This is a genomic window from Pseudalkalibacillus sp. NRS-1564, from assembly GCF_050467905.1.
GTDB classification, from domain to species: domain Bacteria; phylum Bacillota; class Bacilli; order Bacillales; family Guptibacillaceae; genus Guptibacillus; species Guptibacillus hwajinpoensis_B.
In genome coordinates this window covers 74,871-100,785 of the sequence record NZ_JBITPM010000030.1, presented here as the reverse complement: position 1 = coordinate 100,785, position 25,915 = coordinate 74,871, and the positions used below count along the sequence as shown (strand labels likewise).

The 25,915-nt window shown below is 43.4% G+C and carries 35 protein-coding genes; 5 read left to right on the top strand and 30 right to left on the bottom strand.

Annotation, left to right across the window (positions count from 1 at the left end):
• Positions 1-12: 12 nt before the first annotated feature.
• Genes nuoK through ACIFPW_RS14570 form a run of 9 tightly spaced genes read right to left on the bottom strand, consistent with a single transcriptional unit; the run spans position 13 to position 5,297 of the window.
• Positions 13-327: an NADH-quinone oxidoreductase subunit NuoK gene (gene nuoK, locus ACIFPW_RS14610; protein ID WP_194218400.1), complete on the bottom strand. Its 315-nt coding sequence runs from the start codon at positions 325-327 to the stop codon at positions 13-15.
• Positions 324-842, bottom strand: coding sequence for an NADH-quinone oxidoreductase subunit J (locus tag ACIFPW_RS14605; protein WP_430245320.1), 519 nt, complete (start codon positions 840-842; stop codon positions 324-326). The genes nuoK and ACIFPW_RS14605 overlap by 4 nt, the downstream gene beginning before the upstream one ends.
• Positions 839-1,258, bottom strand: a complete 420-nt coding sequence (gene nuoI, locus ACIFPW_RS14600; RefSeq protein WP_430245318.1) for an NADH-quinone oxidoreductase subunit NuoI — start codon at positions 1,256-1,258, stop codon at positions 839-841. The genes ACIFPW_RS14605 and nuoI overlap by 4 nt, the downstream gene beginning before the upstream one ends.
• A 19-nt stretch (positions 1,259-1,277) precedes the next feature.
• Positions 1,278-2,285 (bottom strand): NADH-quinone oxidoreductase subunit NuoH, encoded by a 1,008-nt coding sequence (gene nuoH, locus ACIFPW_RS14595; RefSeq protein ID WP_430245316.1) that lies wholly within the window; start codon positions 2,283-2,285, stop codon positions 1,278-1,280.
• Positions 2,285-3,385 carry an NADH-quinone oxidoreductase subunit D gene (locus ACIFPW_RS14590; RefSeq protein ID WP_430245314.1) on the bottom strand — a complete coding sequence of 367 codons (1,101 nt, stop codon included), beginning with the start codon at positions 3,383-3,385 and terminating at the stop codon, positions 2,285-2,287. Before ACIFPW_RS14590 ends, nuoH begins: the two co-directional genes overlap by 1 nt.
• Positions 3,386-3,387: 2 nt before the next feature.
• On the bottom strand, positions 3,388-4,263 hold the full coding sequence (locus ACIFPW_RS14585) for an NADH-quinone oxidoreductase subunit C (RefSeq protein ID WP_430245312.1): 876 nt from the start codon (positions 4,261-4,263) through the stop codon (positions 3,388-3,390).
• Positions 4,202-4,414: a hypothetical protein gene (locus ACIFPW_RS14580; protein ID WP_430245310.1), complete on the bottom strand. Its 213-nt coding sequence runs from the start codon at positions 4,412-4,414 to the stop codon at positions 4,202-4,204. Before ACIFPW_RS14580 ends, ACIFPW_RS14585 begins: the two co-directional genes overlap by 62 nt.
• Entirely contained in the window at positions 4,411-4,929 is a 519-nt protein-coding gene (locus ACIFPW_RS14575; RefSeq protein ID WP_194218394.1) for a NuoB/complex I 20 kDa subunit family protein, read from the bottom strand. The genes ACIFPW_RS14580 and ACIFPW_RS14575 overlap by 4 nt, the downstream gene beginning before the upstream one ends.
• Positions 4,920-5,297, bottom strand: coding sequence for an NADH-quinone oxidoreductase subunit A (locus tag ACIFPW_RS14570; RefSeq protein WP_226615730.1), 378 nt, complete (start codon positions 5,295-5,297; stop codon positions 4,920-4,922). The genes ACIFPW_RS14575 and ACIFPW_RS14570 overlap by 10 nt, the downstream gene beginning before the upstream one ends.
• A 120-nt stretch (positions 5,298-5,417) precedes the next feature.
• On the opposite strand from ACIFPW_RS14570, the gene ACIFPW_RS14565 reads away from it, so the two are divergent.
• Both ACIFPW_RS14565 and ACIFPW_RS14560 read left to right on the top strand, forming a co-directional pair.
• Positions 5,418-5,891 (top strand): YbgA family protein, encoded by a 474-nt coding sequence (locus ACIFPW_RS14565; protein WP_430245307.1) that lies wholly within the window; start codon positions 5,418-5,420, stop codon positions 5,889-5,891.
• Between the two features lie 103 nt (positions 5,892-5,994).
• The gene (locus ACIFPW_RS14560; RefSeq protein ID WP_430245305.1) at positions 5,995-6,555 is read left to right on the top strand and encodes a DUF1697 domain-containing protein; all 561 of its coding nucleotides are present in this window, start codon (positions 5,995-5,997) and stop codon (positions 6,553-6,555) included.
• Between the two features lie 57 nt (positions 6,556-6,612).
• On the opposite strand, the gene ACIFPW_RS14555 is transcribed toward ACIFPW_RS14560, so the two are convergent.
• From ACIFPW_RS14555 to ACIFPW_RS14485, 15 genes are all read right to left on the bottom strand, one after another.
• Positions 6,613-7,014, bottom strand: a complete 402-nt coding sequence (locus ACIFPW_RS14555) for a F0F1 ATP synthase subunit epsilon (protein WP_430245303.1) — start codon at positions 7,012-7,014, stop codon at positions 6,613-6,615.
• Positions 7,015-7,116: 102 nt separating this feature from the next.
• Positions 7,117-8,526 carry a F0F1 ATP synthase subunit beta gene (atpD, locus tag ACIFPW_RS14550; protein ID WP_430245301.1) on the bottom strand — a complete coding sequence of 470 codons (1,410 nt, stop codon included), beginning with the start codon at positions 8,524-8,526 and terminating at the stop codon, positions 7,117-7,119.
• A gap of 311 nt (positions 8,527-8,837) precedes the next feature.
• Complete coding sequence (locus tag ACIFPW_RS14545; protein ID WP_430245299.1) at positions 8,838-9,701, bottom strand: F0F1 ATP synthase subunit gamma; 864 nt, start codon at positions 9,699-9,701, stop codon at positions 8,838-8,840.
• A 49-nt stretch (positions 9,702-9,750) separates the two neighbouring features.
• Positions 9,751-11,259 carry a F0F1 ATP synthase subunit alpha gene (gene atpA / locus ACIFPW_RS14540; protein WP_430245297.1) on the bottom strand — a complete coding sequence of 503 codons (1,509 nt, stop codon included), beginning with the start codon at positions 11,257-11,259 and terminating at the stop codon, positions 9,751-9,753.
• A gap of 19 nt (positions 11,260-11,278) precedes the next feature.
• A complete protein-coding gene (locus ACIFPW_RS14535; protein WP_430245295.1) occupies positions 11,279-11,833 on the bottom strand; it encodes a F0F1 ATP synthase subunit delta in 555 nt (184 codons plus the stop codon).
• Entirely contained in the window at positions 11,830-12,339 is a 510-nt protein-coding gene (gene atpF / locus ACIFPW_RS14530; protein ID WP_430245293.1) for a F0F1 ATP synthase subunit B, read from the bottom strand. Before atpF ends, ACIFPW_RS14535 begins: the two co-directional genes overlap by 4 nt.
• A gap of 103 nt (positions 12,340-12,442) precedes the next feature.
• Positions 12,443-12,655, bottom strand: coding sequence for a F0F1 ATP synthase subunit C (gene atpE / locus ACIFPW_RS14525; RefSeq protein WP_048311363.1), 213 nt, complete (start codon positions 12,653-12,655; stop codon positions 12,443-12,445).
• A gap of 64 nt (positions 12,656-12,719) precedes the next feature.
• Positions 12,720-13,430, bottom strand: coding sequence for a F0F1 ATP synthase subunit A (gene atpB, locus ACIFPW_RS14520; RefSeq protein ID WP_430245291.1), 711 nt, complete (start codon positions 13,428-13,430; stop codon positions 12,720-12,722).
• A gap of 19 nt (positions 13,431-13,449) precedes the next feature.
• Entirely contained in the window at positions 13,450-13,818 is a 369-nt protein-coding gene (locus ACIFPW_RS14515) for an ATP synthase subunit I (RefSeq protein ID WP_430245289.1), read from the bottom strand.
• The gene (locus ACIFPW_RS14510; protein ID WP_303532825.1) at positions 13,819-14,049 is read right to left on the bottom strand and encodes an AtpZ/AtpI family protein; all 231 of its coding nucleotides are present in this window, start codon (positions 14,047-14,049) and stop codon (positions 13,819-13,821) included.
• Between the two features lie 378 nt (positions 14,050-14,427).
• Positions 14,428-15,057 (bottom strand): uracil phosphoribosyltransferase, encoded by a 630-nt coding sequence (upp, locus tag ACIFPW_RS14505; protein WP_430245287.1) that lies wholly within the window; start codon positions 15,055-15,057, stop codon positions 14,428-14,430.
• 209 nt (positions 15,058-15,266) lie between these two features.
• Entirely contained in the window at positions 15,267-16,514 is a 1,248-nt protein-coding gene (gene glyA / locus ACIFPW_RS14500) for a serine hydroxymethyltransferase (protein WP_430245285.1), read from the bottom strand.
• A 137-nt stretch (positions 16,515-16,651) separates the two neighbouring features.
• Entirely contained in the window at positions 16,652-17,224 is a 573-nt protein-coding gene (locus ACIFPW_RS14495; RefSeq protein WP_430245283.1) for a TIGR01440 family protein, read from the bottom strand.
• 14 nt (positions 17,225-17,238) lie between these two features.
• Complete coding sequence (gene rpiB / locus ACIFPW_RS14490; RefSeq protein WP_430245281.1) at positions 17,239-17,682, bottom strand: ribose 5-phosphate isomerase B; 444 nt, start codon at positions 17,680-17,682, stop codon at positions 17,239-17,241.
• 2 nt (positions 17,683-17,684) lie between these two features.
• Positions 17,685-18,314 carry a low molecular weight protein arginine phosphatase gene (locus tag ACIFPW_RS14485; RefSeq protein ID WP_430245341.1) on the bottom strand — a complete coding sequence of 210 codons (630 nt, stop codon included), beginning with the start codon at positions 18,312-18,314 and terminating at the stop codon, positions 17,685-17,687.
• A 154-nt stretch (positions 18,315-18,468) separates the two neighbouring features.
• Here ACIFPW_RS14485 and hflK point away from each other — a divergent pair, with 154 nt between their 5' ends.
• Positions 18,469-19,434, top strand: a complete 966-nt coding sequence (gene hflK / locus ACIFPW_RS14480; RefSeq protein WP_194218378.1) for an FtsH protease activity modulator HflK — start codon at positions 18,469-18,471, stop codon at positions 19,432-19,434.
• Positions 19,427-20,356: a protease modulator HflC gene (gene hflC / locus ACIFPW_RS14475; RefSeq protein WP_430245279.1), complete on the top strand. Its 930-nt coding sequence runs from the start codon at positions 19,427-19,429 to the stop codon at positions 20,354-20,356. Before hflK ends, hflC begins: the two co-directional genes overlap by 8 nt.
• 111 nt (positions 20,357-20,467) lie before the next feature.
• Here the strand turns inward: hflC and ACIFPW_RS14470 are convergent, their stop codons facing one another.
• Positions 20,468-21,025: a manganese efflux pump MntP family protein gene (locus tag ACIFPW_RS14470; RefSeq protein ID WP_430245277.1), complete on the bottom strand. Its 558-nt coding sequence runs from the start codon at positions 21,023-21,025 to the stop codon at positions 20,468-20,470.
• 143 nt (positions 21,026-21,168) lie between these two features.
• On the opposite strand from ACIFPW_RS14470, the gene ACIFPW_RS14465 reads away from it, so the two are divergent.
• Positions 21,169-21,435 (top strand): DUF2533 family protein, encoded by a 267-nt coding sequence (locus tag ACIFPW_RS14465; RefSeq protein ID WP_194218375.1) that lies wholly within the window; start codon positions 21,169-21,171, stop codon positions 21,433-21,435.
• A gap of 38 nt (positions 21,436-21,473) precedes the next feature.
• On the opposite strand, the gene ACIFPW_RS14460 is transcribed toward ACIFPW_RS14465, so the two are convergent.
• From ACIFPW_RS14460 to prfA, 5 genes are all read right to left on the bottom strand, one after another.
• Positions 21,474-22,514 carry an L-threonylcarbamoyladenylate synthase gene (locus ACIFPW_RS14460; RefSeq protein WP_430245339.1) on the bottom strand — a complete coding sequence of 347 codons (1,041 nt, stop codon included), beginning with the start codon at positions 22,512-22,514 and terminating at the stop codon, positions 21,474-21,476.
• Positions 22,515-22,702: 188 nt separating this feature from the next.
• Entirely contained in the window at positions 22,703-23,134 is a 432-nt protein-coding gene (locus ACIFPW_RS14455) for a GNAT family N-acetyltransferase (protein ID WP_430245274.1), read from the bottom strand.
• Positions 23,135-23,218: 84 nt separating this feature from the next.
• Entirely contained in the window at positions 23,219-23,824 is a 606-nt protein-coding gene (gene spoIIR, locus ACIFPW_RS14450) for a stage II sporulation protein R (RefSeq protein WP_430245272.1), read from the bottom strand.
• Positions 23,825-23,917: 93 nt separating this feature from the next.
• On the bottom strand, positions 23,918-24,766 hold the full coding sequence (gene prmC / locus ACIFPW_RS14445; protein ID WP_430245270.1) for a peptide chain release factor N(5)-glutamine methyltransferase: 849 nt from the start codon (positions 24,764-24,766) through the stop codon (positions 23,918-23,920).
• A 4-nt stretch (positions 24,767-24,770) separates the two neighbouring features.
• Positions 24,771-25,841, bottom strand: a complete 1,071-nt coding sequence (gene prfA, locus ACIFPW_RS14440) for a peptide chain release factor 1 (protein ID WP_194218371.1) — start codon at positions 25,839-25,841, stop codon at positions 24,771-24,773.
• Positions 25,842-25,915 lie beyond the last annotated feature (74 nt).

Sequence of the window (25,915 nt, the reverse complement as noted above, 5' to 3'; positions counted from 1 at the left end):
ATACCCCCTTCGCTACTTTTTGAGTGTATTCATTTCATCTACATTGACGGTAGCCCTGTTCCGATAAAGCGCCATAAGAATGGCAAGGCCGACAGCGGCTTCCGCTGCAGCGACTGTAATGGTAAAAAGAGAAAATACCTGCCCCCGAATCGAAGCACCTACACCATATTTTGCAAAAGCTACAAGATTTAAGTTCACTGCATTCAGCATTAACTCGATCGAGATAAGGACGATGACGGCGTTCCGCTTCGTTAATGCCCCGTAGAGACCGATACAAAAAAGAATCAACGCCGTTAATAGAAAAGCCGAAAGTGGGATTGAGCTCATGACTGCTCACCTTCTTTATCATCGGGATCATCTTTCTTTGCAATAATGATTGCTCCGACAAGAGCGACGAGTAGGAGCACAGATACAAGTTCAAATGGAATAACGTAATCTGTGAACAACATCATACCTATTTGCTCCGTATTATTTTCGTGCAAGCTCTCTGCTTGTGGCCCGAGAGAAACAGTACGAATGCCTTTAAAGACGATCAGAAAGAATACGGTGATCCCAGTTAAAACGAGCCCTTTCTTTGCCCAGCTTGTTTTCGTTTCTTCTTCAGAATGTTTCGTCAGCATGATGCCAAATAACATGATGATCGTAATAGCGCCAGAATAAATCAGAACTTGCACAACAGCCACGAATTCTGCTGAAAGCATCACGTAAAGTCCAGCAATGCCGAGAAAAGTTAGCACTAACGCCATCATCATATGAATCACTTTCGTTAGATTAATCATCAGCAAGCCGCCAGTAATCGTCACAAGAAATAGGAAAAGAAAGACGAGCAGCTCTCCGGTCATACTTTATTTTCCTTTCGAAGGTTCGTGTCATTTTCATCGAGCCATTCTAAATTCTTAAAAAGATCATCCCGGCTATATTCGGCAAGCTCGAAATTATTCGTCATAATGATCGCTTCGGTCGGGCATACCTCTGTGCAAAGGTCACAAAGAATGCAAATTTCGAAGTTAATATCATACGTGTCGATGATTTTTCCTTTCTTGCTTGGATCTGGATGCTTCTTACCTGTTAAGGTGATGCAGTCAGTTGGGCATATGGCAACGCATTGATTACAGACAATACACTTCTCAGGATAAAATTTCTGAATGCCACGAAATCGATCTGGTAAGGCTAGTGGCTGATCCGGATAGTTATAGGTTACTTTCTCTTTCGTCATATTTTTGAGGGTGTAAGCTAAACCTTTTGCAAGTCCTCGCATGTTGGGCTTCCTCCCTTATCTAGAATGAACGAATGATTTCAATGACAACGGTCGTTAGAAAAATGTTCAATAGTGCGAGTGGCAATAGTACTTTCCAGCCAAAGGACATGAGTTGATCCGCTCTTAGTCGAGGGAATGTACCGCGAATCCAGATCATCACGAAGACGACTAGGATAAATTTCAGTGCAAACCAGACTGGTCCTGGAATAAAAGATAAGTAAGGAATCGCCTGCCAGCCGCCAAGAAATAGAATCGTCGTTAGCGAAGCCATAGCGAATAAATATACGTATTCTGCAAGCATGAAGAACGCCCAGCGGAAGCCAGAATATTCAACATGATATCCGGCTACGAGCTCGGATTCCGCCTCGGGTAAATCAAATGGCGTACGGTTCAATTCAGCAACAAAAGCGATTAGAAAAATCACAAAGGCGAGCGGTTGCTTAAAAAGAAATGCCACACTCTCCTGCTCGGCAATAATCGTGTTTAAATTAAGCGAACCTGTCAAAAGCACGATGCCGATCACACTCATGACAAGTGGAATTTCATAGGAAATCATTTGAGCCGCTGAGCGCATGCTACCAAGAAGAGCGTACTTATTGTTTGATGCCCATCCACCTGCCAGGATTCCGATCGTAGAAATGCCAGAAATCGCAATATAATAAAGCAAGCCAACGCCAATGTTCGCAAACGAAACCCGTTCTGTTAATGGAAGGGCGGCAATCACAATGAAGGCTGGGGCAAACGCGACAACCGGTGCAATGATAAACAATGGACGATCTGCATCCCTCGGGATGGTATCTTCTTTAAGTAACAGCTTCAGCACATCCGCTACCGTTTGCAGTAAACCGAACCTTCCCCCTACTCTGTTTGGACCATGGCGGAGCTGCATGAAGCCAAGTACTTTTCGCTCTGCCAAAATAGCGTACGTTACAAAACCGAGTACGACCATCAACATCGCAGCACCTACAAGGAAAAATCCAAGTGTCTGCCAGTAGCTCGGTGTAGATCCAAGCATGTCGTTGATCATTACCCATCCACCTCCCCGAGCACAATATCAATGCCCCCGAGGATCGCAATCAAGTTCGAGATGTTTTCCCCTTCTAACAACTCAGGTAGTATTTGTAAGTTATAAAAGGAGGGACGGCGGAACTTTAGTCGATAAGGCTCCTTCTTTCCTTTTGATGCGATATAGCACCCGATTTCGCCACGTGGTGATTCAATTCGAACGTAAGTCTCTCCTGCAGGCGGTTTAATAATCCGCGGTACTTTTGCCATAACAGGACCTTCAGTTGGAATTTGCTCTACCGCTTGTTCTACAATCTTCAATGCTTCTTCGATCTCAGCCATGCGACAATGGTAACGCGCTAGCGCATCGCCTTCACGGAAGACTGGAACATCAAATTCAAAGCGGTTATAAAGCGAATACGATTCGTTTTTTCTAAGGTCCCATTTCACACCCGTACACCGAAGGTTCGCCCCACTCAAGGAATACGAAAGTGCTTTTTCTTTCGAATAAGCACCTACTCCTTTGATTCTTGCCATAAAAATTTCATTCCCCGTCACAAGATCGTGATAGCCAGCAAACTGTTCTCTCATATAAGGAACAAAAGCACGAACTTTATCAAGCCATCCATCTGGCGCATCCCACTTCACTCCGCCTACGCGCATATAATTAAAGGTAAGACGACCACCTGAAATTTCGGTTAGTAGGTTAATGATGACTTCTCTCTCTCTGAACGCATATAGAAATGGGCTCATCGCACCAATATCGAGAAGGTATGTTCCGAACCAAACGAGATGACTCGCTACTCGTCCAAGCTCCATGACAATAATGCGAAGATAATCTGCCCGCTCTGGAAGCTCCATTGCCATCATCGTCTCAACGGCATGACAGAGGATGTAATTATTCGTCATCGCAGCCAAATAGTCCATCCGGTCGGTATATGGGATGATCTGCGTATATTGAAGGTTCTCCGCAATTTTTTCTGTTCCCCTGTGCAGATAACCAATAACCGGCTTAGCTTCCTTAATGATTTCTCCATCAATTTTGAGAACAATGCGAAAGACACCATGAGTGCTCGGATGCTGAGGTCCTACATTCAAAAGCATTTCCTCTGTCCGTATCATTGCTACACCTCCACATCATACGGCTCATAATCTTTTCGAAGGGGATGCCCTACCCAGTCATCAGGCATCATAATTCGTGTTAAATTGGGATGCCCTTTAAACACGATGCCAAGTAAATCAAATCCCTCACGTTCGGGCCAGTCCGCCCCTACCCAGAGGGACGTGAGGGAATCAATAACTGGTTCGTCTCGATCTATCTTCACCTTGAGCGCTACGCTCTGGCTGTTCTGATAGGAGTAAAGATGATTGTAAATTTCCATATGCGATTCAAAATCTGTTCCATGTGTTTCTGAAAGATAGTCAAAAGCAAGAAGCTCATTGTGTTTAAGAAATTGGGCGAGCTTCAAGTACGTGTGTTTTTTAGCAACGAGCGTCGGAACGTCTTTTGCAAGACGATTAATATAAGCGTCTTCTAAAAGATCGTCACTAAGATTTTGTTGAATGATGTGAAGATAGCGGTCAAGGACAGGTTGATTCGGTGAAGGGGTCTCTTCTACAGGCTCTTCGTTTTCTTCAGATGCTTTTGCTTTCGCCTTTGCAGCCGCCTTTGCTTTTGCGGCAGCTACCGCTTTTGCTTTCTCATCTGAAATATCAGACGCTCCATCCTTTTTCTGCTTTTTAAGTGCTGCAGCTTTGGCCTTTGCAGCCGCTACTGCTTTCTTTTTTACTAGATCGGCATCGGTATCCCCATCCTTGCTTATTGCTTCATTCTGCTGCATTTCTTTTTGCTTCTTGAGAGCCGCTGCTTTGGCTTTTGCTGCTGCGACAGCCTTCTTTTTCGCTAACGCTAGGTCGTCTGACTCTTCACTTACTGATTCATTTTTTTCCAGTTCTTTTTTCTTCTTGAGGGCAGCTGCTTTGGCCTTTGCAGCAGCCACTGCTTTTTTTCTTCTGAAGCTCTAGGTCGTCTGCAGGTTTCTCAGCTTCAGCAGCCTTCTTTTGTCGTAACTCAGCGGCTTTCCGTTTTGCCTCTTCGACCGCTATCCGCTTTTCTTCTGCTAGCTCTTCAGGTGTTTTGCCATCTGTCATCGGTTGGTCACCCGCTTTCCGGTTCGAGCTTCATAGCGAATTTTTTCCTGTAATTTATTAATTCCATAGATAAGTGCTGCTGGATTAGGTGGACATCCAGGTATATATACGTCGACAGGTACGATTTGATCGACCCCTTTGACGACCGCGTAGGAATGAATATAAGGGCCACCAGCTGTGGCACACGAACCCATGGCGATAACCCATTTAGGTTCAGGCATTTGGTCATAGAGACGCTTTAGCACAGGAGCCATTTTCTTCGTTACGGTTCCTGATACAATCATGACATCAGACTGTCTTGGCGATGTTCGAAAAAATGTTCCAAAGCGATCAAGGTCGTAATGGGAAGCCCCTGAACCCATCATTTCAATTGCACAGCATGCGAGACCAAAAGTAAGCGGCCAAAGCGAATTACTCCTGGCCCAGGCCTTTACGTTTTCAAGCGTTGCCAGGAAGACATTCTGCTTCATTTCTTCATATTCTTCCGGTGTAATATTCTCTAAATTTATATCCATTTCAGCACCTTCTTTTTCCATGCGTATAGTAAGCCAATTAAGAGCATGACAATAAAGATCATCATTTCGATGAACGCAAAGAAACCAAGCTTTTGATAAGCAACCGCCCACGGATATAAGAAAACGGTTTCGACATCAAATATCACAAAAAGCAGTCCGAATAAATAATAGCGAACGTTATACTGAATCCAGCTCTGGTGAAACGGCTCTATGCCGCTTTCATAGGTTGTTTGTTTCTCCGGTGTTGGTTTTGAAGGACGAAGGAATCTTCCAGCTGTTAGAGCAACAGCTGGAAGGAGAAGGCCAAGGAAAAGAAACATCATTACGAAGAGATAACTATTTTGGTACACGTTAAGCGATTCACCCATTCAGGTCTCTCCTCTCATCGTGCTGTAAAGTTGCTAGTCTTGTATACTAATTCAACATCCCAACTCTTATTCTTGCTTTTATTTATAAGTTTTTTTAAAATTTCGAACAGAGGTGATCATATGCCAGACAAAAGAATCAGAACGCTTACAGAGAAACTGTGGGCAAAAAACAAATATACCGTGATGGCAAAGGGATATGAACATTATCAAAAGGTGGGAGAAGCATTAAAAAACGCTCAGTCTCATGAAGAGCTAGTTGATGTTTATGATCTCATCAGTGAAAGCTTAACTCTCCCCTATACTAAAAAAGGTATGCGGACAACACTCCAACATATGTGGGGCTATTTCAAAAAACAGGCAACAAGTGAGGAAAAAGAAGATTTTTTTATAACGTTTAATCTACGAATCACTCCATCATCGCCCCTAACCGATCAAGACATTGAAAGCATTCGTAGCCATCTTGCCGTATTACTTAAAAAGTATCCATCCGATTACTTGTTACAAAGCAGCTTTGTGCAAACGAGCAGGAAGTGGAATGAAGTATATGATCAGAAACAACTAAAAACAATTTCTAGAAATGATTATTCTGAATGAAATAATCGAAATTGTGGAGGATTATCGCTTTAGCACATCGTAATTAAATCATGACTAGTTTCAAATCCGAAGCATATCAAAGTGAATAAAGGGTGGGACAAGAATGACGAGCTATATTGGATTATTAAGAGGGGTTAACGTTGGTGGAAAAAACAAACTAAAGATGGCTGAGTTACGAGATTCCCTGACAAAGGAAGGCTTTCTACATGTGAAAACGTATATACAAAGTGGAAATGTCTTTTTTGATTCAGAAGAACCGGAAGAGGGTTCAAGGAGAAGAATGGAACAAATCATCAGCACCGAGTTCGAATTGAAGGTGCCTGTAGTAATAAGATCGGCAACAGAGTGGCAAAGCATGATCGAGAGTTGTCCGTTTCACGAGGAACAAATTGCAAAAGCGCAAGAAAAGGCTGTTGGAGAAAGCCTTTATGTAGCTATGTTAGCGGAACCACTCCGGGCAGATGTTAAAGAAAAACTTGTTTCATATGCTTCTGAGAAAGAAGAATGTGAGCTGATCGGAAGAGACGTTTTCCTTCTGTTTCATGATAGTATTCGAAATTCAAAGCTTGCGACCTACTTAACTCGAGTCAATGAGTATGCAACAATTCGAAATTGGAAAACCATTAATAAGATAGCTGACATGCTCCCTAATGATGTAACTTAACACCTATATTTCCGCGAAAAAAAGCACCAGAGGAACGTCTCCTCCGGTGCTTTTTTCTTATTTACCTGCCAAATCCAGGCGGTTGATTGCACGCTTAAGCGCTAGCTCAGCACGTTTGAAATCAACATTATCCTGCTTCGCTTGATCCAAGCGTTGTTCCGCTCGTTCCTTCGCAGCACGTGCACGTTCCACGTCAATATCGGAAGGTAGCTCTGCAGACTCAGCAAGGATCGTTACCTGCTTTGGTCTTACTTCAACAAACCCACCGCTAACGGCCAGTAATAGTGTATCCGCTCCATTCTTGAAACGAACCGCATTAATTGTAAGAGGGGCAACAAGCGGAATGTGTCCTGGTAAAATACCGAGCTCACCGCTCTTTGCTTTTACGCTGACTAGTTCAGCTTCCCCTTCGTATACCGGGCCGTCAGGGGTGACTACACTGACTTTCAATGTATTCATCGTACCCCTCCCTGGGTGTGATCGTAATTAGAAAAGCTGGCTTATCGCCCAAATAGCCAAAAGTGGGAGCGAAGGCCCATGGGTCTCCACCCTACTTTTTATTTACGCCATTTGTTTCGCTTTCTCAACTACTTCTTCAATTGTTCCAACAAGACGGAATGCGTCCTCTGGAATATCATCGTGTTTACCATCAAGGATTTCTTTGAATCCTTTGATTGTTTCTTTAACTGGTACGTAAGAGCCTTTTTGTCCAGTAAACTGTTCAGCTACGTGGAAGTTCTGAGAAAGGAAGAACTGAATGCGACGAGCGCGAGAAACAGTTAGCTTATCTTCGTCAGAAAGCTCATCCATACCAAGAATTGCGATGATATCTTGAAGCTCTTTGTAGCGCTGAAGTGTTTGCTGTACTTCACGCGCAATATTGTAGTGCTCATCCCCAACAATTTCCGGAGAAAGCGCACGGGAAGTTGAAGCAAGTGGATCCACCGCTGGGTAGATACCTTGCTCAGAAAGTTTACGCTCAAGGTTAGTTGTTGCATCAAGGTGAGCAAACGTCGTTGCCGGAGCCGGGTCAGTATAGTCATCGGCTGGTACGTATATTGCCTGAATTGAAGTAACAGAACCTTTGTTAGTTGAAGTAATACGCTCTTGAAGTTGACCCATCTCAGTAGCAAGTGTAGGCTGGTAACCTACTGCTGATGGCATACGTCCAAGCAATGCCGATACCTCTGAACCAGCTTGTGTAAAGCGGTAGATGTTATCGATAAAGAGAAGAACGTCTTGTCCTTGCTCATCACGGAAGTACTCTGCCATTGTAAGACCAGACAGGGCAACACGCATACGTGCACCTGGTGGTTCGTTCATCTGACCGAATACCATTGCTGTTTTCTTAATAACGCCAGAATCAGTCATCTCGTAGTAAAGGTCATTACCTTCACGCGTACGTTCACCAACACCTGCGAATACCGAGATACCGCCGTGCTCTTGGGCGATGTTGTTGATCAGTTCCTGGATAAGTACCGTTTTACCTACACCGGCACCACCAAATAGACCGATCTTACCACCTTTAACGTATGGTGCAAGAAGATCTACTACTTTGATTCCTGTTTCAAGGATATCAGTAGTTGTTGAAAGTTCATCAAATACTGGTGCTAGACGATGAATCGGATCGCGGCGAACTTCGCCAAGTTCTTCATTAAGGTCAATTTTCTCACCTAGTACGTTAAATACACGTCCTAGTGTAATATCCCCAACTGGAACGGAGATTGGTGCACCTGTATCTAGAGCATCAACTCCACGTACAAGACCGTCTGTTGAACCCATTGCTACGGTACGAACAGAGTTATCGCCAAGGTGAAGCGCGACTTCAAGCGTCAATTCGATGCTCTCTTCGGCACCAGTTTGAGCGATATAGTTAACTTTAAGGGCGTTGTAGATTTCTGGAAGCTTTCCGCTCTCAAACTTAACGTCTACAACCGGACCCATAACCTGGGTAATGTATCCCTTGTTCATCCTGTTCCCTCCTAACTTGCTTTAAGCTGCCTTTGAAAGTAAGTCTTTCAAATAGCATTTATGGTTTATCGTAGTATTGTCCAGCTACACGAGCCAAATCCTCCGGCTGTTTCACCCATTCGATTGAGACATAAACCGTCTCATTCTCATGGCTTCCAACAACCTGCGGATTTAAACGGGCTCGTTCCGCTTTTCGTCTGTCCAGCTACAGTGGCCAGGCCCTCGAGTCGCTTCACCTTTTCGATTGAACACAAAGTGCGTGTTCATTCCAAAAGCCTCCAGCGCTTGTCGGGCCTAAACGGCCACTTCCGCTATTCTAACGCTGCCGCTCCACTTACAATCTCAGTAAGTTCCTGAGTGATTGAAGCCTGGCGAGCGCGGTTGTAAGAAAGTGTAAGGTCGCCGATAAGATCGTCCGCGTTGTCTGTCGCACTTCTCATCGCTGTCATACGGGATGCATGCTCGGCTGCTTTCGCATCGAGAAGCGCTCCGTAGATCAAGCTTTCAGCATATTGAGGCAGGAGTACTTCAAGAATTTCTTCTTCAGATGGCTCATACTCATAGCTTGCAAGTGATTTGCCTTCGCCTGTCTCAATATCCGTTAACGGAAGAAGTTTCTTCTCCGTTAAATCCTGCTGAATGGCACTTACATAGTGGTTGTAATAAAGATAAAGCTCATCGAAAGCTCCGTCTTCAAACATACCTACTGTTCGAGATGCAATATCCTTAATGTCTGCGAAGGCAGGCTGATCTGAAAGACCAACAATGCTTTCTACGACAGGCATTCCGCGCTTTTTAAAGAAGGAAAGTCCTACTTTACCAGCTACGATAATTGCATACTCATCTGTAGAGTTGTGCCGCTCATTAATTGTTCTATACACATGACGTAGTACCGAGCTATTGTACGCTCCAGCAAGTCCACGATCTGATGTGATAACCACATAGCCCGTTTTCTTCACTTCACGGCTTTCTAACATCGGATGACTTCCGCCGCTCGATCCATTTGCAATGCTTCCAACAACTTCTTGAATTTTCTCCATGTATGGAACGAATGACTTGGCATTCATTTCAGCACGGTTCAATTTCGCAGCCGAAACCATCTGCATTGCTTTTGTAATCTGCTTTGTTTTCTTCGTCGACGTAATTCTCGACTTAATATCGCGTAAAGATGCCATTCATTTCACCACCTTTTAAGCTGGCCGCGGCGATTCCGCCGCACCCCTCTTATTCAGATACTGCGAAGCTCTTTTTGAATTCTTCGATTGCACCGTTGAATTCTTTTTCATCAGGAAGAGCTTTTGTTTCACGAATTGTATTGAAAATATCTTTCTTATTGTGTTCGATCCATGTCATCATTTCAGTTTCAAAACGCGTAATATCGTTAACCGGGATATCGTCAAGGAATCCACGAGTTAGAGCGTAAAGAATCGCAACCTGCTTCTCAACAGCAAGTGGCTTGTTTAGCCCCTGCTTAAGAACTTCAACCGTACGAGCACCGCGGTTCAGCTTCGCTTGTGTTGCTTTATCAAGATCAGATCCGAACTGAGCAAATGCTTCTAGCTCACGGTATGATGCAAGGTCAAGACGGAGTGTACCGGCAACTTTCTTCATCGCTTTAATCTGAGCGGAACCACCTACACGGGATACGGAAAGACCGGCGTTAACCGCTGGACGCACACCCGAGAAGAAGAGATCAGATTGAAGGAAGATCTGTCCATCAGTGATGGAGATAACGTTAGTTGGGATATAAGCTGATACGTCGCCAGCTTGAGTTTCGATAAACGGAAGGGCAGTTAGTGAACCTGCTCCTTTTGCATCACTAAGCTTCGCTGCACGCTCAAGAAGGCGTGAGTGAAGATAGAATACATCCCCTGGATATGCTTCACGACCTGGAGGACGACGAAGTAGTAGGGAAAGTTCACGGTATGCAGAAGCCTGCTTTGTTAAATCATCGTATACAACAAGAACGTGCTTGCCGTTATACATGAATTCTTCACCCATTGTTACACCAGCATATGGTGCAAGGAAAAGAAGCGGAGAAGGCTGAGATGCTCCTGCCGTTACAACGATTGTGTAATCAAGGGCACCCTGCTTACGAAGCGTTTCAACAACGCCACGTACCGTAGATTCTTTCTGACCAATTGCAACGTAGATACAGATCATATCTTCGTCTTTTTGGTTTAGGATTGTATCGATTGCAATAGAAGTCTTACCAGTCTGACGGTCACCGATGATTAGCTCACGCTGTCCGCGTCCGATTGGAATAAGTGAGTCAATTGCTTTGATTCCTGTTTGAAGTGGCTCATGTACTGATTTACGATCCATAACCCCTGGTGCTGGGCTTTCGATCGGACGAGTTTTTGTTGTACCTAGTGGGCCCTGTCCATCAACAGGTTGTCCAAGAGGGTTTACAACACGGCCAAGAAGTTCTTCACCGACTGGAACTTCCATGATGCGTCCAGTACGACGTACTTCATCGCCTTCACGAATTTCAGTGTATGGTCCAAGGATAATGATACCAACGTTGCTCTCCTCTAGGTTCTGAGCCATACCCATAACACCGTTTGAAAATTCAACAAGCTCTCCTGCCATCACGTTATCGAGACCGCGGGCACGAGCAATACCATCACCAATTTGGATAACGGTACCAACATCATCAACTTTAATATCAGTTTGATAATTTGCGATTTGCTGCTTGATCAGCGCACTGATTTCTTCAGCATTGATGCTCATGCATATTCACCCCTATCTTCTAGCTCTTCGCTGAAACTAATTCTCGTTCCATGCGTTTAAGTTTTCCGCTAATGCTACCGTCAAAAATGCGATTACCAATACGTACTTTAATACCACCGATTAAAGTAGGATCGATCACATTCTCGATCAGAAGCGTTGTTTTGCCTACTTGTTTCGCAAATACTGCAGAGACCTTCATCTGCTCCTCTTCCGTTAGAGGCTTCACAGAATAAACTTTCGCTACTGCTGTTTGCTTTTGTTCATAAGCGAGTGTTTCATATTGATCAACAAGTTCGAAAACGATTGCTGTACGCTTACGTTCGATCAGTGTAAAAAGCATATTCATCACGTGAGTGGAGAGAGACGACCCAAAACTAGTCTGGATCATGTTCTTCTTCTCAGCTGTTGTGAATTTTGGATGTTTCAACACATTCATTAAATCTGGCGTTTGATGAAAGACATCTTTAACAACAGTTAGCTCATTCTTGATTTGCTCGACGTTATCCTTCTCACGAGCGATGTCAAAAAGAGCACCGGCATAACGTTTTGCGATTACTGCATGTTCTCTACTCATTTCTGATCGCCTGCCTGGTCAAGATACTCATCGATCAGCTGCTTTTGTGCGCGCTCATCAAGTTCCTTCTCAACAACTTTTGAAGCAATCATGACAGATAAAGAAGCTACCTGTTCACGTAGAGAGGCAACTGCACTTTCACGTTCGCGTTTGATTTCAGCAGTAGCCGCTTCTTTCAAACGCTCGGATTCAAGACGAGCCGCTTCAATCATTTCTTGACCTTGTTGGTCAGCCATTTGTTTTTGATTCTCAAGCATAGCTTTCGCTTCCTGACGAACACGCTTCATTTCATCGCGCTGCTCATTCAAGAATGCTTCAGCTTCTTTACGGTTCTTCTCAGCTGATTCAATTTCGTTCGCAATGTGCTGCTCACGTTCTTTCATGATGCCCATGAGTGGACCCCATGCAAACTTCTTAAGTAGTGCAAGAAGAACAATAAATGCGACAAGTTGGAAAAGAATATCGCCTGCAGCAAATCCTGCTCCTAGAATTAAACTATTGAACACCGTGTTCACTCCCTTCAGAGGTCATACAAAACGAATGGCGAAGGTTTCATTTCGAAACTTTCTCCGCCATCATGAAACAAATCCGTATCTTTATCTAATTGAATTATTGACCCATTACGATAAATGCAATAACGACGGCAATAATTGGAAGTGCCTCAACTAGTGCAATACCGATAAACATTGTTGTTTGAAGCGTACCACGAAGTTCTGGCTGACGAGCAATTCCCTCAACTGTACTCTTTACGATAAGACCGTTACCAATACCGGCACCTACTGCCGCTAAACCTACTGCAATTGCAGCTGCTAATAAACCCATGCTAAATTTCCTCCTTATAATTCATAAATATTTTTATATAATAAAAACTCATTGATACCTTGTTTTAATGGTCATCTGCCACTTTATGCGCCATGTAAACCATCGTTAGCATTGTAAAGATAAACGCCTGAATTGTACCGACAAAGATACTAAACCCTTGCCATAACAGCATAGGAAGAAAGGCTCCAAGCGCTCCAGCAATTCCTGCGCCACCGAGACCCGCGAGAAGTCCAAGCAGAATTTCACCAGCGTAGATATTACCATAAAGACGAAGGCCAAGCGTCAAGGTGTTCGAGAATTCTTCAATAATTTTGAAAGGAAATAGGAATTTCAGTGGACTAACAAATCCTCTTCCATACTCCTTCGCACCTTTCATCTTAATACCGTAATAATGTGTTAACACCACGACCATCGTTGCTAAAGTTAGCGTGATTGTCGGATCTGCAGTTGGAGACTTCCACCAAAGCTCCGAATCGATTGCAATGGCAAATGGTAGCCCAAGCATATTCGATACAAAAATATACATGAGTAGCGTCATCCCTAGAAACAAGAAACGTCCCCCGGTCTTCCAATCCATCGTTGAACCAATAAGACCTTTTACAAAATCCATTACCCACTCAATGAAGTTCTGCAATCCCGTAGGGCGCATCGCTAAAGAGCGCGTTGTTACTACTGCAAGAATGAATACAATGGCAGAAGCAATAGTGATCATCAAAATATTAGATAGATTGAACGTCATTCCTAAAAATTCAGTTGTAGGTGCATGATGTTCCAACAGCTTTTCACCTCTCTTCCTACTTAAAGCGTATTTTGGATATTGAATCTATGAGAATGATAATGTAGGTGGTCATTAACCCAATTACCACACCTAGCAAATTAAAATACTCTGGATACCTTAATGCAACCAGTACGCTGAGTCCAGCAACAGCCTGTCTTGTTAACAAACCAAGTGATCTAGCCTTTGTCCCTTTTACTGTAGCTTCACCAAGACGATCGATTTTACGGAACATGTTGAATAGGTTGTAAATACTGAAAATGGTGCCAAGAATTAACCCGAGGAATAATGCTTTATATGAGGTAATCCCCCAACCCATTACAAAAATGGCGAGCAAATACAGGGTGAATTGCATGTAGCGGCGAAAACTTTGAGTGTATTCTGTCATCTAATCTTCCCCTGTAAACTTATGTAGAAGACGAACCAATCCATAAATCCCTCCGCCCAAACCAAGCAGGAGGCCAATGATAAGAAAAAGTGGAAAGGTGTCGAATAGGCTATCCATCCATCTGCCTAGGAATATCCCCGTTAGGATTGATCCAACTAGATAAGATAAGATTGTTGTATAGAGTGCCATCGCCTTCAAATCAAGCGCCCCTTTGCTGTAAAGGTGAGTCATTGAAAAGCATAATTTGAGCAAATGAAAACCTTATCACTATACCCTTTGTAAGTCTACAATAGGGTGTACTTGATGTCAATGCGTTTAGGGGAAATGGTGTGATCAAATTCACAAATAGAAAAACACTCAAAAAACCCAGTAATACCAAGGATAGTAACGCTTACACGAGCAGAGATGTGTTATTTAGATGAAACAGGGAATCATTCCCTATTAAATACAGCGGAATTTGTCACTTTTTTTTCACATTTGTCGGCATCCGTACATTATTTCACCGAATCATTGAACCATTCTTGATCAATCAGATCCCCCTCTTAAATCGTGTGTTCTTACTTCCAATCAAAAAACCCCTTCCGTTTAGGGAAGAGGTTTTGGAATCCTTTATCTCGTTCCGTATAAGCGGTCTCCTGCATCACCAAGACCTGGAACAATGTATCCTTTTTCGTTTAACTTCTCATCAAGACCAGCAATGTAAATATCAACGTCAGGGTGAGCTTCGTTCAGAAGTTCCACGCCTTCAGGTGCTGCGATGAGACACATCATTTTGATGTTTTTAGCTCCGCGCTTTTTAAGGGAGTTGATGGCTTCAACAGCTGAACCGCCTGTTGCAAGCATTGGGTCGATCACGATAAATTCGCACTCTTCAATGTCAGCAGGAAGTTTCACGTAGTATTCTACAGGCTGAAGCGTTTCAGGGTCGCGATATAGCCCTACGTGTCCAACTTTTGCAGCTGGGATTAGTTTCAGAATGCCGTCTGTCATGCCAAGACCGGCTCTTAGAATTGGAACAAGTCCAAGCTTCTTACCAGAGAGAACTTTTGATTTCGCTTCTGTTACAGGTGTTTTCACCATCACTTCTTCAGTCGGAAGTTCTCTTGTAATTTCATAAGCCATAAGTGCTGCCACTTCGTCTACAAGTTCACGGAACTCCTTCGTTCCTGTTTTCTCATCACGAATGTATGTAAGCTTATGCTGAATCAACGGATGATCGAACACGTATACTTTACCCATCGTATGCACTCCCCTTTTCGTTTTGGTTTCGTTCCTAAATCTTCTTCGCAATTCTACATAAAAACACGGTTTGATTCAAGGCTTTATAAGATGATGAAATATTCACGCTCTTCCTATTTAGTTAGCAAAACTCTTTCTTGATGTGGATTCGTCGTTTTTTCTCTATAAAAACGCCGGAAGTTCATAGGCTCCCGGCGTGTACATCTATATTAGTAGGAAATACTTTCGTACATTGGAAATTTATCCGTAAGTTCCTGAACACGTTTCACTGCTTTTTGAAGCTCGTCTTCGTTCTCATGATGCTTCAATACGTCACCAATAATACTAGCGATTTCTTCCATCTCTGCTTCACCAAAGCCGCGTGAGGTAACAGCTGCTGTCCCAATACGGAGACCGCTCGTTACGAAAGGACTTTGTGGATCAAAAGGAATTGTATTCTTGTTTGTTGTAATCCCGATATCATCAAGTGCTTTTTCAGCTACTTTCCCTGTCATATCAAGACTCTGTAGATCTAGAAGAACAAGGTGATTATCGGTACCATTAGAAACAAGATTAATGCCCTCTTTTTCAAGTGCTGAAGCGAGTTTCTTCGCATTCGCAATCACTTTTTCGGAGTAAGTTTTAAACTCTTCAGAAAGTGCTTCACCAAATGCTACGGCTTTCGCTGCAATCACATGCATCAACGGACCGCCTTGAATTCCTGGGAAAATAGACTTATCAATTTTCTTCGCGAATTCTTCTTTACAGAGAATCATTCCTCCACGAGGTCCACGAAGGGTTTTATGTGTTGTTGTTGTAACGAAATGAGCATGTGGTACAGGGTTTGGATGATGACCTGTCGCCACAAGACCAGCGATATGAGCCATGTCGACCATAAGGTAAGCATCCACTTCATCCGCAATTTCACGAAAACGCTTGAAATCAATTTCGCGTGGATAAGCACTTGCACCTGCTACAATTAATTTCGGACGATGGGTTTTGGCTTTCTCAAGAACGTCATCATAGTCAATACGCTGTGATTCTTTATCTACACCATACTCGACGAAGTTATATTGCACGCCACTGAAATTAACAGGGCTTCCGTGTGTAAGATGGCCACCATGAGAAAGGTTCATTCCGAGAACAGTATCTCCCTGCTCAAGAATCGTGAAATAAACAGCCATGTTCGCCTGTGCCCCTGAGTGAGGTTGAACATTCACATGCTCCGCGCCAAAGAGCTGCTTCGCACGGTCTCTTGCAATATTTTCAGCGACATCGACATATTCACAGCCACCATAGTAACGACGACCGGGATAGCCTTCCGCGTACTTGTTCGTTAGTACTGATCCTTGCGCCTCCATAACGGCTTCTGATACAAAATTCTCTGATGCGATAAGTTCAATCTTGCTGCGCTGTCTACCAAGCTCGTCTTTCATTGCCTGTAAAAGTTCTTGATCCTGCTTTGCTAGGTTTTGCATTGATATCCCCTTTCCATCCCACACATATTTCCATTCGTCAACACGAACAGTTGTGATGCAATCTCGATTGCATTGTACCACAGAAGTTTGGATCCGTATATTACTTAAACGAACTAATTTATTGTTCGGTTTTGAGGCTAAAAGCAATGCTCATTTTTCCCAAGATATGAGGCGCGTTCTCCCCCAATGAGCTTCGGTCTTGAGCGAACCATTGTCACGTGAGCTTCACCTATCGACGTGTGCCTACCTCGAACTGGTACTGCCACATGCCTGATGTGCATACCAATAAACGTATCGCCAATATCGATTCCTGCGTCCGCTGAAATAAACTCAACGAGAACTGGATCATTCATTTGAGCATAAGCATGCGTCGCCATCGAACCGCCTGCTCTCGCAGTCGGGATAGCCGCTACAATTTCATAACCCTTGTCATAAGCCGTTTCTCGCTCAACGACAAGCGCTCGATTTAAATGCTCACAACATTGAAAAGCAAGCTGAACACCTGTTTCTTTTTGAAACACATCAATACTTTCGTAAATAGCCTCCGCTGCCGAAACGGTCCCAGCAGTCCCAATACGCTGACCGATCACTTCGCTAGAGCTCATCCCAATGACGAGCAAGTGACGATCTGTCAGACGGGCATCTTTCTGAAGGTCTGAGAGCGCTTCAAGCGTATGCCGAGTAATTTGACGCGCTGTTTGTTCATCCACAGGTAACGCCCCCCTTATTCTTTTACTTCGTATTCTGTAATTTTGCCGACTCTTCTAGCATGGCGTCCTGCTTCATAGTCGGTTTCAAGCCAGACCTTGGCAATCTCCGTGGCAAGGCCAGGGCCAATGATACGTTCGCCCATCGCAAGAACATTGGAATCGTTGTGTAGTCTAGTCGCTTTCGCACTAAAAAGATCATGTACGAGCGCACATCGGATACCATTGACTTTATTTGCTGCAATCGACATTCCAATCCCTGTTCCGCAAATCAATATGCCGCGATCCGCTTCTCCTGAAGCTACTTTTTCTGCAACAGGAATCGCATAATCAGGGTAGTCTACGGAATCGTGACAATCACACCCAAGATCGATGACCTCCATACCAAGCTCCTGAATTACTATGATGATGTCACCCTTAATATTAACGCCCGCATGATCTGCACCTATGGCTACCTTCATTCTTACCCCTCCATGTCTTCTTGACGGATCCGTTCCATCATTTGCTCAATCGCTGTCTCAATTTCTGTATAAGTTGTTCGATACTGTTCTATTGTACCGCCAAATGGATCGGATATATCCATTGAAGGCAAACCTTGTTCAAGCGCTTGCAATTCTCCAAGATCTTTTTTCATTTCCGCTTCGAATTGATTGCGCTTCTGCTGTTCATCTTCTCCTGTAACGCTTTGGATCTCATGATGAAAAGCCGCTCGCTTCATTTCAATCTCAGCCGCTTTCTCTTGATAAGAATCGTATTTCTTCTCATCTTCTGTTGCTGCATATTCTTTTAATGTATAAACCTTATCAGCTAGCTCCGGAAAATCACGAAGTACAAGTGCTTTGTGACTACTAGTCATCGTAAGAAGGAGATCGCTCCATTCTGCTAACTGTCGATCTAGCATTTTTGCCGTATGGGCAAATGGAACATTTTTCTCTTCTAGAAGTATTTCAACCTGACGACTCGCAGGAGCACCGTTCGCTGCAAAAATACCTGCTGATTTCGCTTCAACTTCTTTGCTTTTATTTTTTAGAATCACTTCCGCCATTGGACTGCGGCATGTGTTACCTGTGCATACAAATAAAACTCTCACCATGTCCACTTCCCTTCTCCTCCTATTATGAGAGATGAAGGGGGATAAATCCACCCTCTATCGCCCAACAGTTATTGTGAAAAAATATGGGAATTACGAAACCTTTTTGTTATCTGCACGTAATACTTGTTATAAGAAAATCGAGGGGGGAAGTTAGATGTCACAAAGAAAAATTGTCATCCTGTCAGGTGCGGTTGTTCTATTTCTTATCCTGGGGGTCATTCTAGTTACAAGCTGGTATACAGTGGATGAATCAGAGCAAGCTGTCATTATGACATTTGGGAAAGTAGATGAAGAAATAAGCGAGGCTGGTCTTCATTTTAAACTGCCATGGCCGATCCAACAGGTGGATATTTTACCAAGAGAGACGTTCAGCTTAACGTTTGGATATGATGAGGAAGATGGAGAAATTGTGGATTTTCCAGAGGAAACAAAAATGGTAACTGGAGATGAAAACATCGTACTCGCCGACCTGGTTGTGCAATGGCGAATTACGAATCCTAAACAATATTTGTACTACTCTGATGAACCGAAAGAAATTCTCTATAATGCTACATCCGCTTCATTAAGAGGTGTGATCGGTAGCTCAGAAATAGACGAAGCCCTTACGTCAGGTAAAGCGGAAATCGAAGGAAATGTTCGCGATATTCTCACCCAATTAATTGATCGTTACGAAATAGGAATTTCCATTCTTGATGTGAAGCTTCAAGACGTTGAACTGCCAAATGATGAAGTACGTAAAGCGTTCACAAACGTCGTCGATGCCCGTGAACAAAAAGAAACGACAATCTACGGTGCGAAGAAATACAAAAACCAGGAGCTCAATGTTGTAGAAGGTCAAAAGGATGCTCGTATTTCGAAAGCTGAGGGTGAAAAGGCTCAGCGAATCGAGCAAGCCCGTGGTGACGTTGCTACCTTCAATGCTCTTTATAATGAATATAAAACCAATCCTGATATTACAAGACAGCGCCTTGTGTTAGAGACGTTAGAAGAAGTTCTTCCTGATACGAAAATTTACATTACCGACGAAGGTGGAGACACCGTCAAATACTTACCGATTCAGCCAGCAAAAGAAAAAACAGCTGAAACCCCAAAGCCAAAGGAGAGTGAAAAGAATGAGTGAGAACGTTTTTAATATGGATGAACACCGTCGTAAGATGAGTCCTAGAAAAATTGTAAAAACCGCAGTACTTATCGTTCTCCTTCTCATTATGATTGGCGGGCTTTTCAGCACACTATTTGTTGTAAAGGAAGGCGAGTACAAGGTCATTCGTCAATTTGGTGACGTCGTTAAAATCGAAACAGAACCCGGACTAAAATTTAAAGTACCGTTCATTCAGTCAGTTACGACGCTTCCAAAGTATCAAATGCTTTACGATGTCAATCCAGAGGAAATTACAACGAAAGATAAAAAGAGGATGACTGTGGATAACTACGCCGTTTGGTCTGTCAGCGATCCACAAGATATGATCACTAATGCACGAACAATTGAAAATGCCGAAGCGAAAATGGGTGAATTTATTTTCTCAGTCATCCGATCTGAGCTCGGTCAGCTTGAATATGAGGAAATCATAAACGAAGAGAAATCTAACCGGGGTAGCTTCAACGATAACGTTCGGGAGCGAGTAAATGAACTCCTCGATCGCGATGCGTACGGCATTCAGGTAACAGATGTGCGCATGAAGCGCACCGACCTCCCTGACGCAAACGAACAGTCCGTTTTCCAGCGAATGATTTCAGAGCGTGAATCGAAAGCACAGGAGTATTTATCTCAAGGTGACGCGGATTCCGATAGAATCAAGGCGGAAACAGATAAAGAGGTCGATACCATAATTGCTAAAGCAGATGCCGATGCGGAAGAAATTCGCGCAGAGGGAGAATCTGAAGCGGCTAAAATCTACAACAAAGCATTTAGTAAAGATCCTGAATTCTACGAGCTTTATCGCACGCTTGAGTCGTATAAAACGACTTTGAACGACGAAACAGTGATCATGCTCCCAGCAAACTCTCCTTATGCGAGGCTTTTACAGGGGATAACGGAGTAATTCAGCTTATCTTAAGCTTCAGTGAGGGTGTCCGCAAGTACCTTAGCCTTCCCTGGAGCTTTTTATTGGCCGAAATTTGGATTTATTTGGCCAAACACACTTAACTGCACATTACAAAATCAAAAGCTTCAGCCCAAACCCAAATAGTATGCAACCGCCGAGAAGTTCGCTGTACGAGCCGATCCAGCTCTGAAATTTCCGACCCATCATTAAGCCTGACCACGTTAAGAGCATGCTAATAAGCCCAAATAATAAGATCGTGATAACCACTCTTGCACCGTAAATGCCAAGACTTAGTCCAACGGAAAAGCTATCAAGACTAACGCTTAAAGAAAAAATAAGTAAACCAAACCCCACTGGAGTGACAAATGGTTTATCGCTCGATGAAAGTGATGATAGTGCCATTTGAATGCCTAGTAAAAGCAATAGACCGCCGCCGATCATTGTTGCAATCGTGCCAAAATGCTCGGAAAGCACGCGCCCGATGATCATACCGGCAAGTGGCATCCCCATATGAAATAGTCCGATCACAACGCCGATTTTGGCAATTTGGCGAAGCCGGAGCGGGATCATACCCATGCCTAGTCCAACTGAAAAAGCATCCATGCCGAGAGCAAATGCCATTATACTTAACGTTGCGAGCTCACCAATTAATACAGTGGAAAACATTCCATCTCCTCCCGGGACGTGCTATTCAACTTTTATGCACGTCCTCTTGAAAATAGAAGGGAAAGGAGGAATAATAGGTTAAGAAGGGCTCGTTAAGGGTAATGTTCTAGTATGGAATGAGCCGAAATGGAGGAACTAATTAGATGAGCGTTCACAAAGGTATTTCAAATCAGCTTAATGAAAAAAATCGTGAAATTAAATTGTTTATTCAGTTAGATAAAGAGCGAGAAGCAGCGATTGCTCATGCTGTTGAACAATGTGAAGCGAACAAATCTTATACAACTGAACGGATCAATGAACTTTCACTTCAAATTAATGAACTTGCTAAACAAGGAAGTATCCCTACACGAACTTACGTAACAACGAAAATGGTAGAAGAGTTTGTGGAAAAGAAACGCAATAATAATTAGCCTCGATGAAAAAACCCGCTCAAATGAGCGGGTTTTTACTATTCTTTCATCACACGATTGTTTGCAGCTTTTGATAGCCGGTTCATAACCGCTGCTCCTACTCCCTCATGTGTGAATATTTCGCTATAGATTTCATCCACATCGGATTCATCGAACCGCCTCAATACATCATAAAGACGATTCGCTACAGAAATAAGGTCATCTCTTGATCCACATGGAATGATGATATCTGCTTGATATAATGACTTTGATTCCTCTGTTGCCAGGATGCCTATTTTCAATCCTTCTGCTCTACGCTTGTCCACGATCGTTTGCAAATGCTTTTCTGAGCCATCCACAAGCGTAACAGGAGCTGTCGGTGCATAGTGTTTGTACTTTACACCAGGAGACTTTGGCTTTTGGCCATCATCACTTAATGCTGGATCAACCTTCACTTCGCCGACCACTTCTTCTAACTGCTCCTTCGTGACACCACCTGGACGGAGAATTGTCACGACATCTCCAGAACAGTCCACAACAGTAGACTCAAGACCAACACCAGTTGACCCTCCATCCACAATGCCAGCGATCCTTCCGCTCAAATCATGAATGACATGATCGGCTGACGTCGGACTTGGTTTGCCTGATAGATTCGCGCTTGGCGCTGCAAGAGGTAAGTTCGCAGCTTTTAATATGGCCAGTGCTACAGGGTGATTTGGCATGCGAATGGCTACCGTATCGAGTCCTGCTGTTACATTTCTAGCCACACTCTGTCCACCAGGTAAAACAATTGTTAGAGGTCCCGGCCAAAATGCATTCATCAGATCATCCGCTTGCTTCGGAATACTCGTTACTAACTTTTCCACATGTGGACGAGAGGCAACGTGCACAATAAGCGGATTATCTGCAGGTCGTCCCTTCGCTTGGAAAATTTTCGCGACAGCTTCTTCAGATAAAGCATTCCCACCAAGCCCATAGACCGTCTCAGTAGGAAAAGCAACGACTTCATTTTGTTTTAAACATTCTGCTGCTTCCGCAATTTGTGGATAACTTTTTTCGCTATCCACATTTTCATCCACATACCAAACATTTGTGTGGATACCTTCCATGTTATACACCTTCTTATATCATAAATGCTAATAATCCCGGTTATTTCGGGGAGATATGTGATCTTTCCACAGGATTCTACACGATTCGTAAAAACGCTTCCTTCGTCTTATTACGCTAATATCCACATTGTGTGGATAAGGAATGCTTATTTTGTGTATAACCTTGTTGATGAGATCCCCTACGTTAACCGTTTTCTCATAATCACTCGCTGATCTGAATGATTTGTAAATAACTCATTTGTCTTCAACGTTGTTGGGATATTTTCTACAGGAATTGTCGAGAAACCGAAAACTTGAAAGAAAAAGGATTCTTCTTTTGACGTAAGGTATAACTCCTCCAATTGGTTTTTCTTCGCCAATTGAATCACCTGATCAAAGAAACGTAGCAAACGCTCTGAGGTGGATTCGGAGCTGTTTAAGACGAGAGCTCTAAGTAAACCTGCATTACCAAACGTTTCAAGGGCAATGACACCGAATAGCTCCTTCTCTTCTGATTCTGCGATAAGGAAGGACTCAATCTTAGGTAGCCCGTCCACTTCGAGTCCAGAGCGTTTCACAAAATCCCAAACGGCGGCGACATCTTCAGTAGTTGCTTTTCTAACTAGAAACAATTGAATCTTCCTCCTTCAAATTCTTTTTTGAGCACAATACCGTTCTGTTATGGTCTTATGCTTCGAAGGAGGAAAATAGACCTTTTAACTGAAAATCCCTTTAATCCATTCAACAATCGTATCAATTATTTTGACGAGGAAGAATTCAACTTCTACTTCTTCAGATGGTTCTTCCACTACATCACTTTCAGCTTGGACGGCATCACCATTTGAGAAATCAAGAAAGCAAAGCGGTGGAAACAGTACGCACCACCAGTTATCCCCAAGCCCTTCACCAATCGTAATGAGCACAGCTTCGTAATCACCTGCTGGATACACGAAGTCGCCATAAAGCTTCGTTGGAAAAGCCACTTCTCCGAACGTAACGGAAAAAGATTCACGACTACCGATCATTTCTAATTGCTTGCTTACGATGGCTTCAATCTCGGCCAGACGACTTTTAATCACATGACGAGATTCTTCAATAGAAGTTAGATCAGCAACCCATTCATTAATCGATTCATTGACTTCATCACGAATGCTGCGTTTCACGGTTTGATCTTCATTGCTATTGCTATTGGCTAAAATGCGAAGACGAATCGCTTCGTCTGGAATAACCTGTTGATTTGCTGTTATTATTCCCGAACTCTGGAGACTTGAAGCAAGAATAAAAAATGAGATTAATAGATTAATAAGTCCTCTTTGATTCATCTTGTATCCCGTCCCTTCTAGCTCTCATTCTGGCCAGAATCGAACGTTTTAAACGTAGAACTCTTCACCAGAATGCGAGTAGAATCGACAGGGTTATTTTACAACACCAAATACCATCCGTTCTTTCCCACTAATATCTTTCACAACTTCCACTTCAATGTCCTCACCAAAAGAGGATTCAAGCATTGTAACAACGGTTCTCGCCTGCTTTTCTCCTACTTCAAATCCAATTAATCCTGGAGACGAGATCAAACTAGGGAGACCTTCCGCAAGTCTTCGATAAAGCTCATATCCATCTTCTCCTCCAACGAGTGCCTGAATAGGTTCATGATCTCGAACCAACGGGTCAAGAGTTGCGTATTCTTCTTCAGAAATATACGGAGGATTTGAGACAACGATATCAAGCTTACGTCCTGCTAACGGCTGAAGTAAATCGCCATGAAGAAACGAGATTGGCGCCTCAAGCTGTCGCGCATTTTCCTTCGCAACTTCTAGAGCATCTTCAGAAATATCGACCGCAGTGACTTCTCGATTTTGAAGTTCAAGCGCTAGACTGATTGCAATTGCCCCACTTCCCGTTCCAATGTCAGCAATCGTTGCCTTTGTCGGATCGAGAAATAGCTTCTTCACTCTTGTAAGGATGCCTTCCACAAGCTCTTCTGTTTCAGGTCTTGGAACGAGAACATGATGGTTGACCCGATACGTTCTACCATAGAACTCTTCCTTTTCGACAATGTGCTGAACAGGAATGCCGCTTGCATGCTCCTGGATTTTTGCTTCAAAACTTTCATAATCATGCATTTCGTCTTGCATTCGAAGGAGCAATTCCGTTCTCGTTACATTTAACTCATGCTTAATCAGCCACTCAGCTGCTGACGCTTCACGTCCATGCTTCTCTAAAAAAGAAGAAGCCCATTTAAGGGCTTCGAATACAGTCTTCATAAGGTCACTCTCCAGCTTCTGCCATTAAGCGCGTTTGCTCTTCTGTAATTAGCGCATCAATGAACTCATCAAGCTTCCCTTGAAGAATCTGGTCAAGTTTCTGAATCGTTAAGTTAATTCTATGATCCGTCACGCGGTTTTGTGGGAAGTTATACGTACGGATTCGTTCAGAACGGTCACCCGTTCCAACAGCGGATTTACGGTTATCGTCATACTCTTTCTGTGCTTCTTGTTGGAACTTATCATACACACGAGCACGAAGAACCTTCATCGCTTTTTCTTTGTTCTTAATTTGTGACTTCTCATCCTGACACGATACCACAACACCTGTTGGCGTATGGGTTAAGCGAACAGCTGACATCGTTGTATTAACACTCTGTCCACCTGGTCCACTTGAAGTAAATGTATCAACACGAATGTCTTTGTCATGGATTTCAACTTCCACTTCTTCCGCTTCAGGAAGCACGGCTACTGTGGCCGTAGACGTGTGAATACGTCCACCTGATTCTGTTGAAGGAACACGCTGCACTCGGTGTGCGCCGTTTTCATACTTCATTTTGGAATATGCGCCGGCACCGTTGATCATAAAGATAATTTCTTTATAACCACCTAGCTCCGTTGAACTATATTCGATGACTTCAGACTTCCAACCTTGCATTTCAGCAAAGCGGCTGTACATTTTGTACAAGTCACCAGCAAATAATGCGGCTTCGTCTCCACCCGCTGCTCCTCGAACTTCGATAATTACGTTCTTCTCATCGTTCGGATCTTTAGGAAGAAGTAGCACTCGTAAGCGCTCTGCATACTCTTCTTCTTGTGGTGTAAGCTCTGAAAGCTCTGCCTTCACCATTTCACGCATTTCTGCATCTTTTTCTTCCTCAAGCATCGCCTTCGCGTCTTGAATGCCTTCGAGAATTTCCTTATATTCACGATACACCTGAACGGTTTCCTCAAGGCTAGCTTGCTCTTTGGAATATTCGCGGAGTTTCGTCGTGTCATTAATGACTTCTGGATCACTCAACAACTGATTTAACTTATCATAACGTTCTTCTACAATTTCTAAACGGTCTAACAAGATCTTTCACCTCGTTTTCGTTGCATAACATTCTAATTATAGTATAGGACATTTCGCCAGTCAAAAGCAAAAAT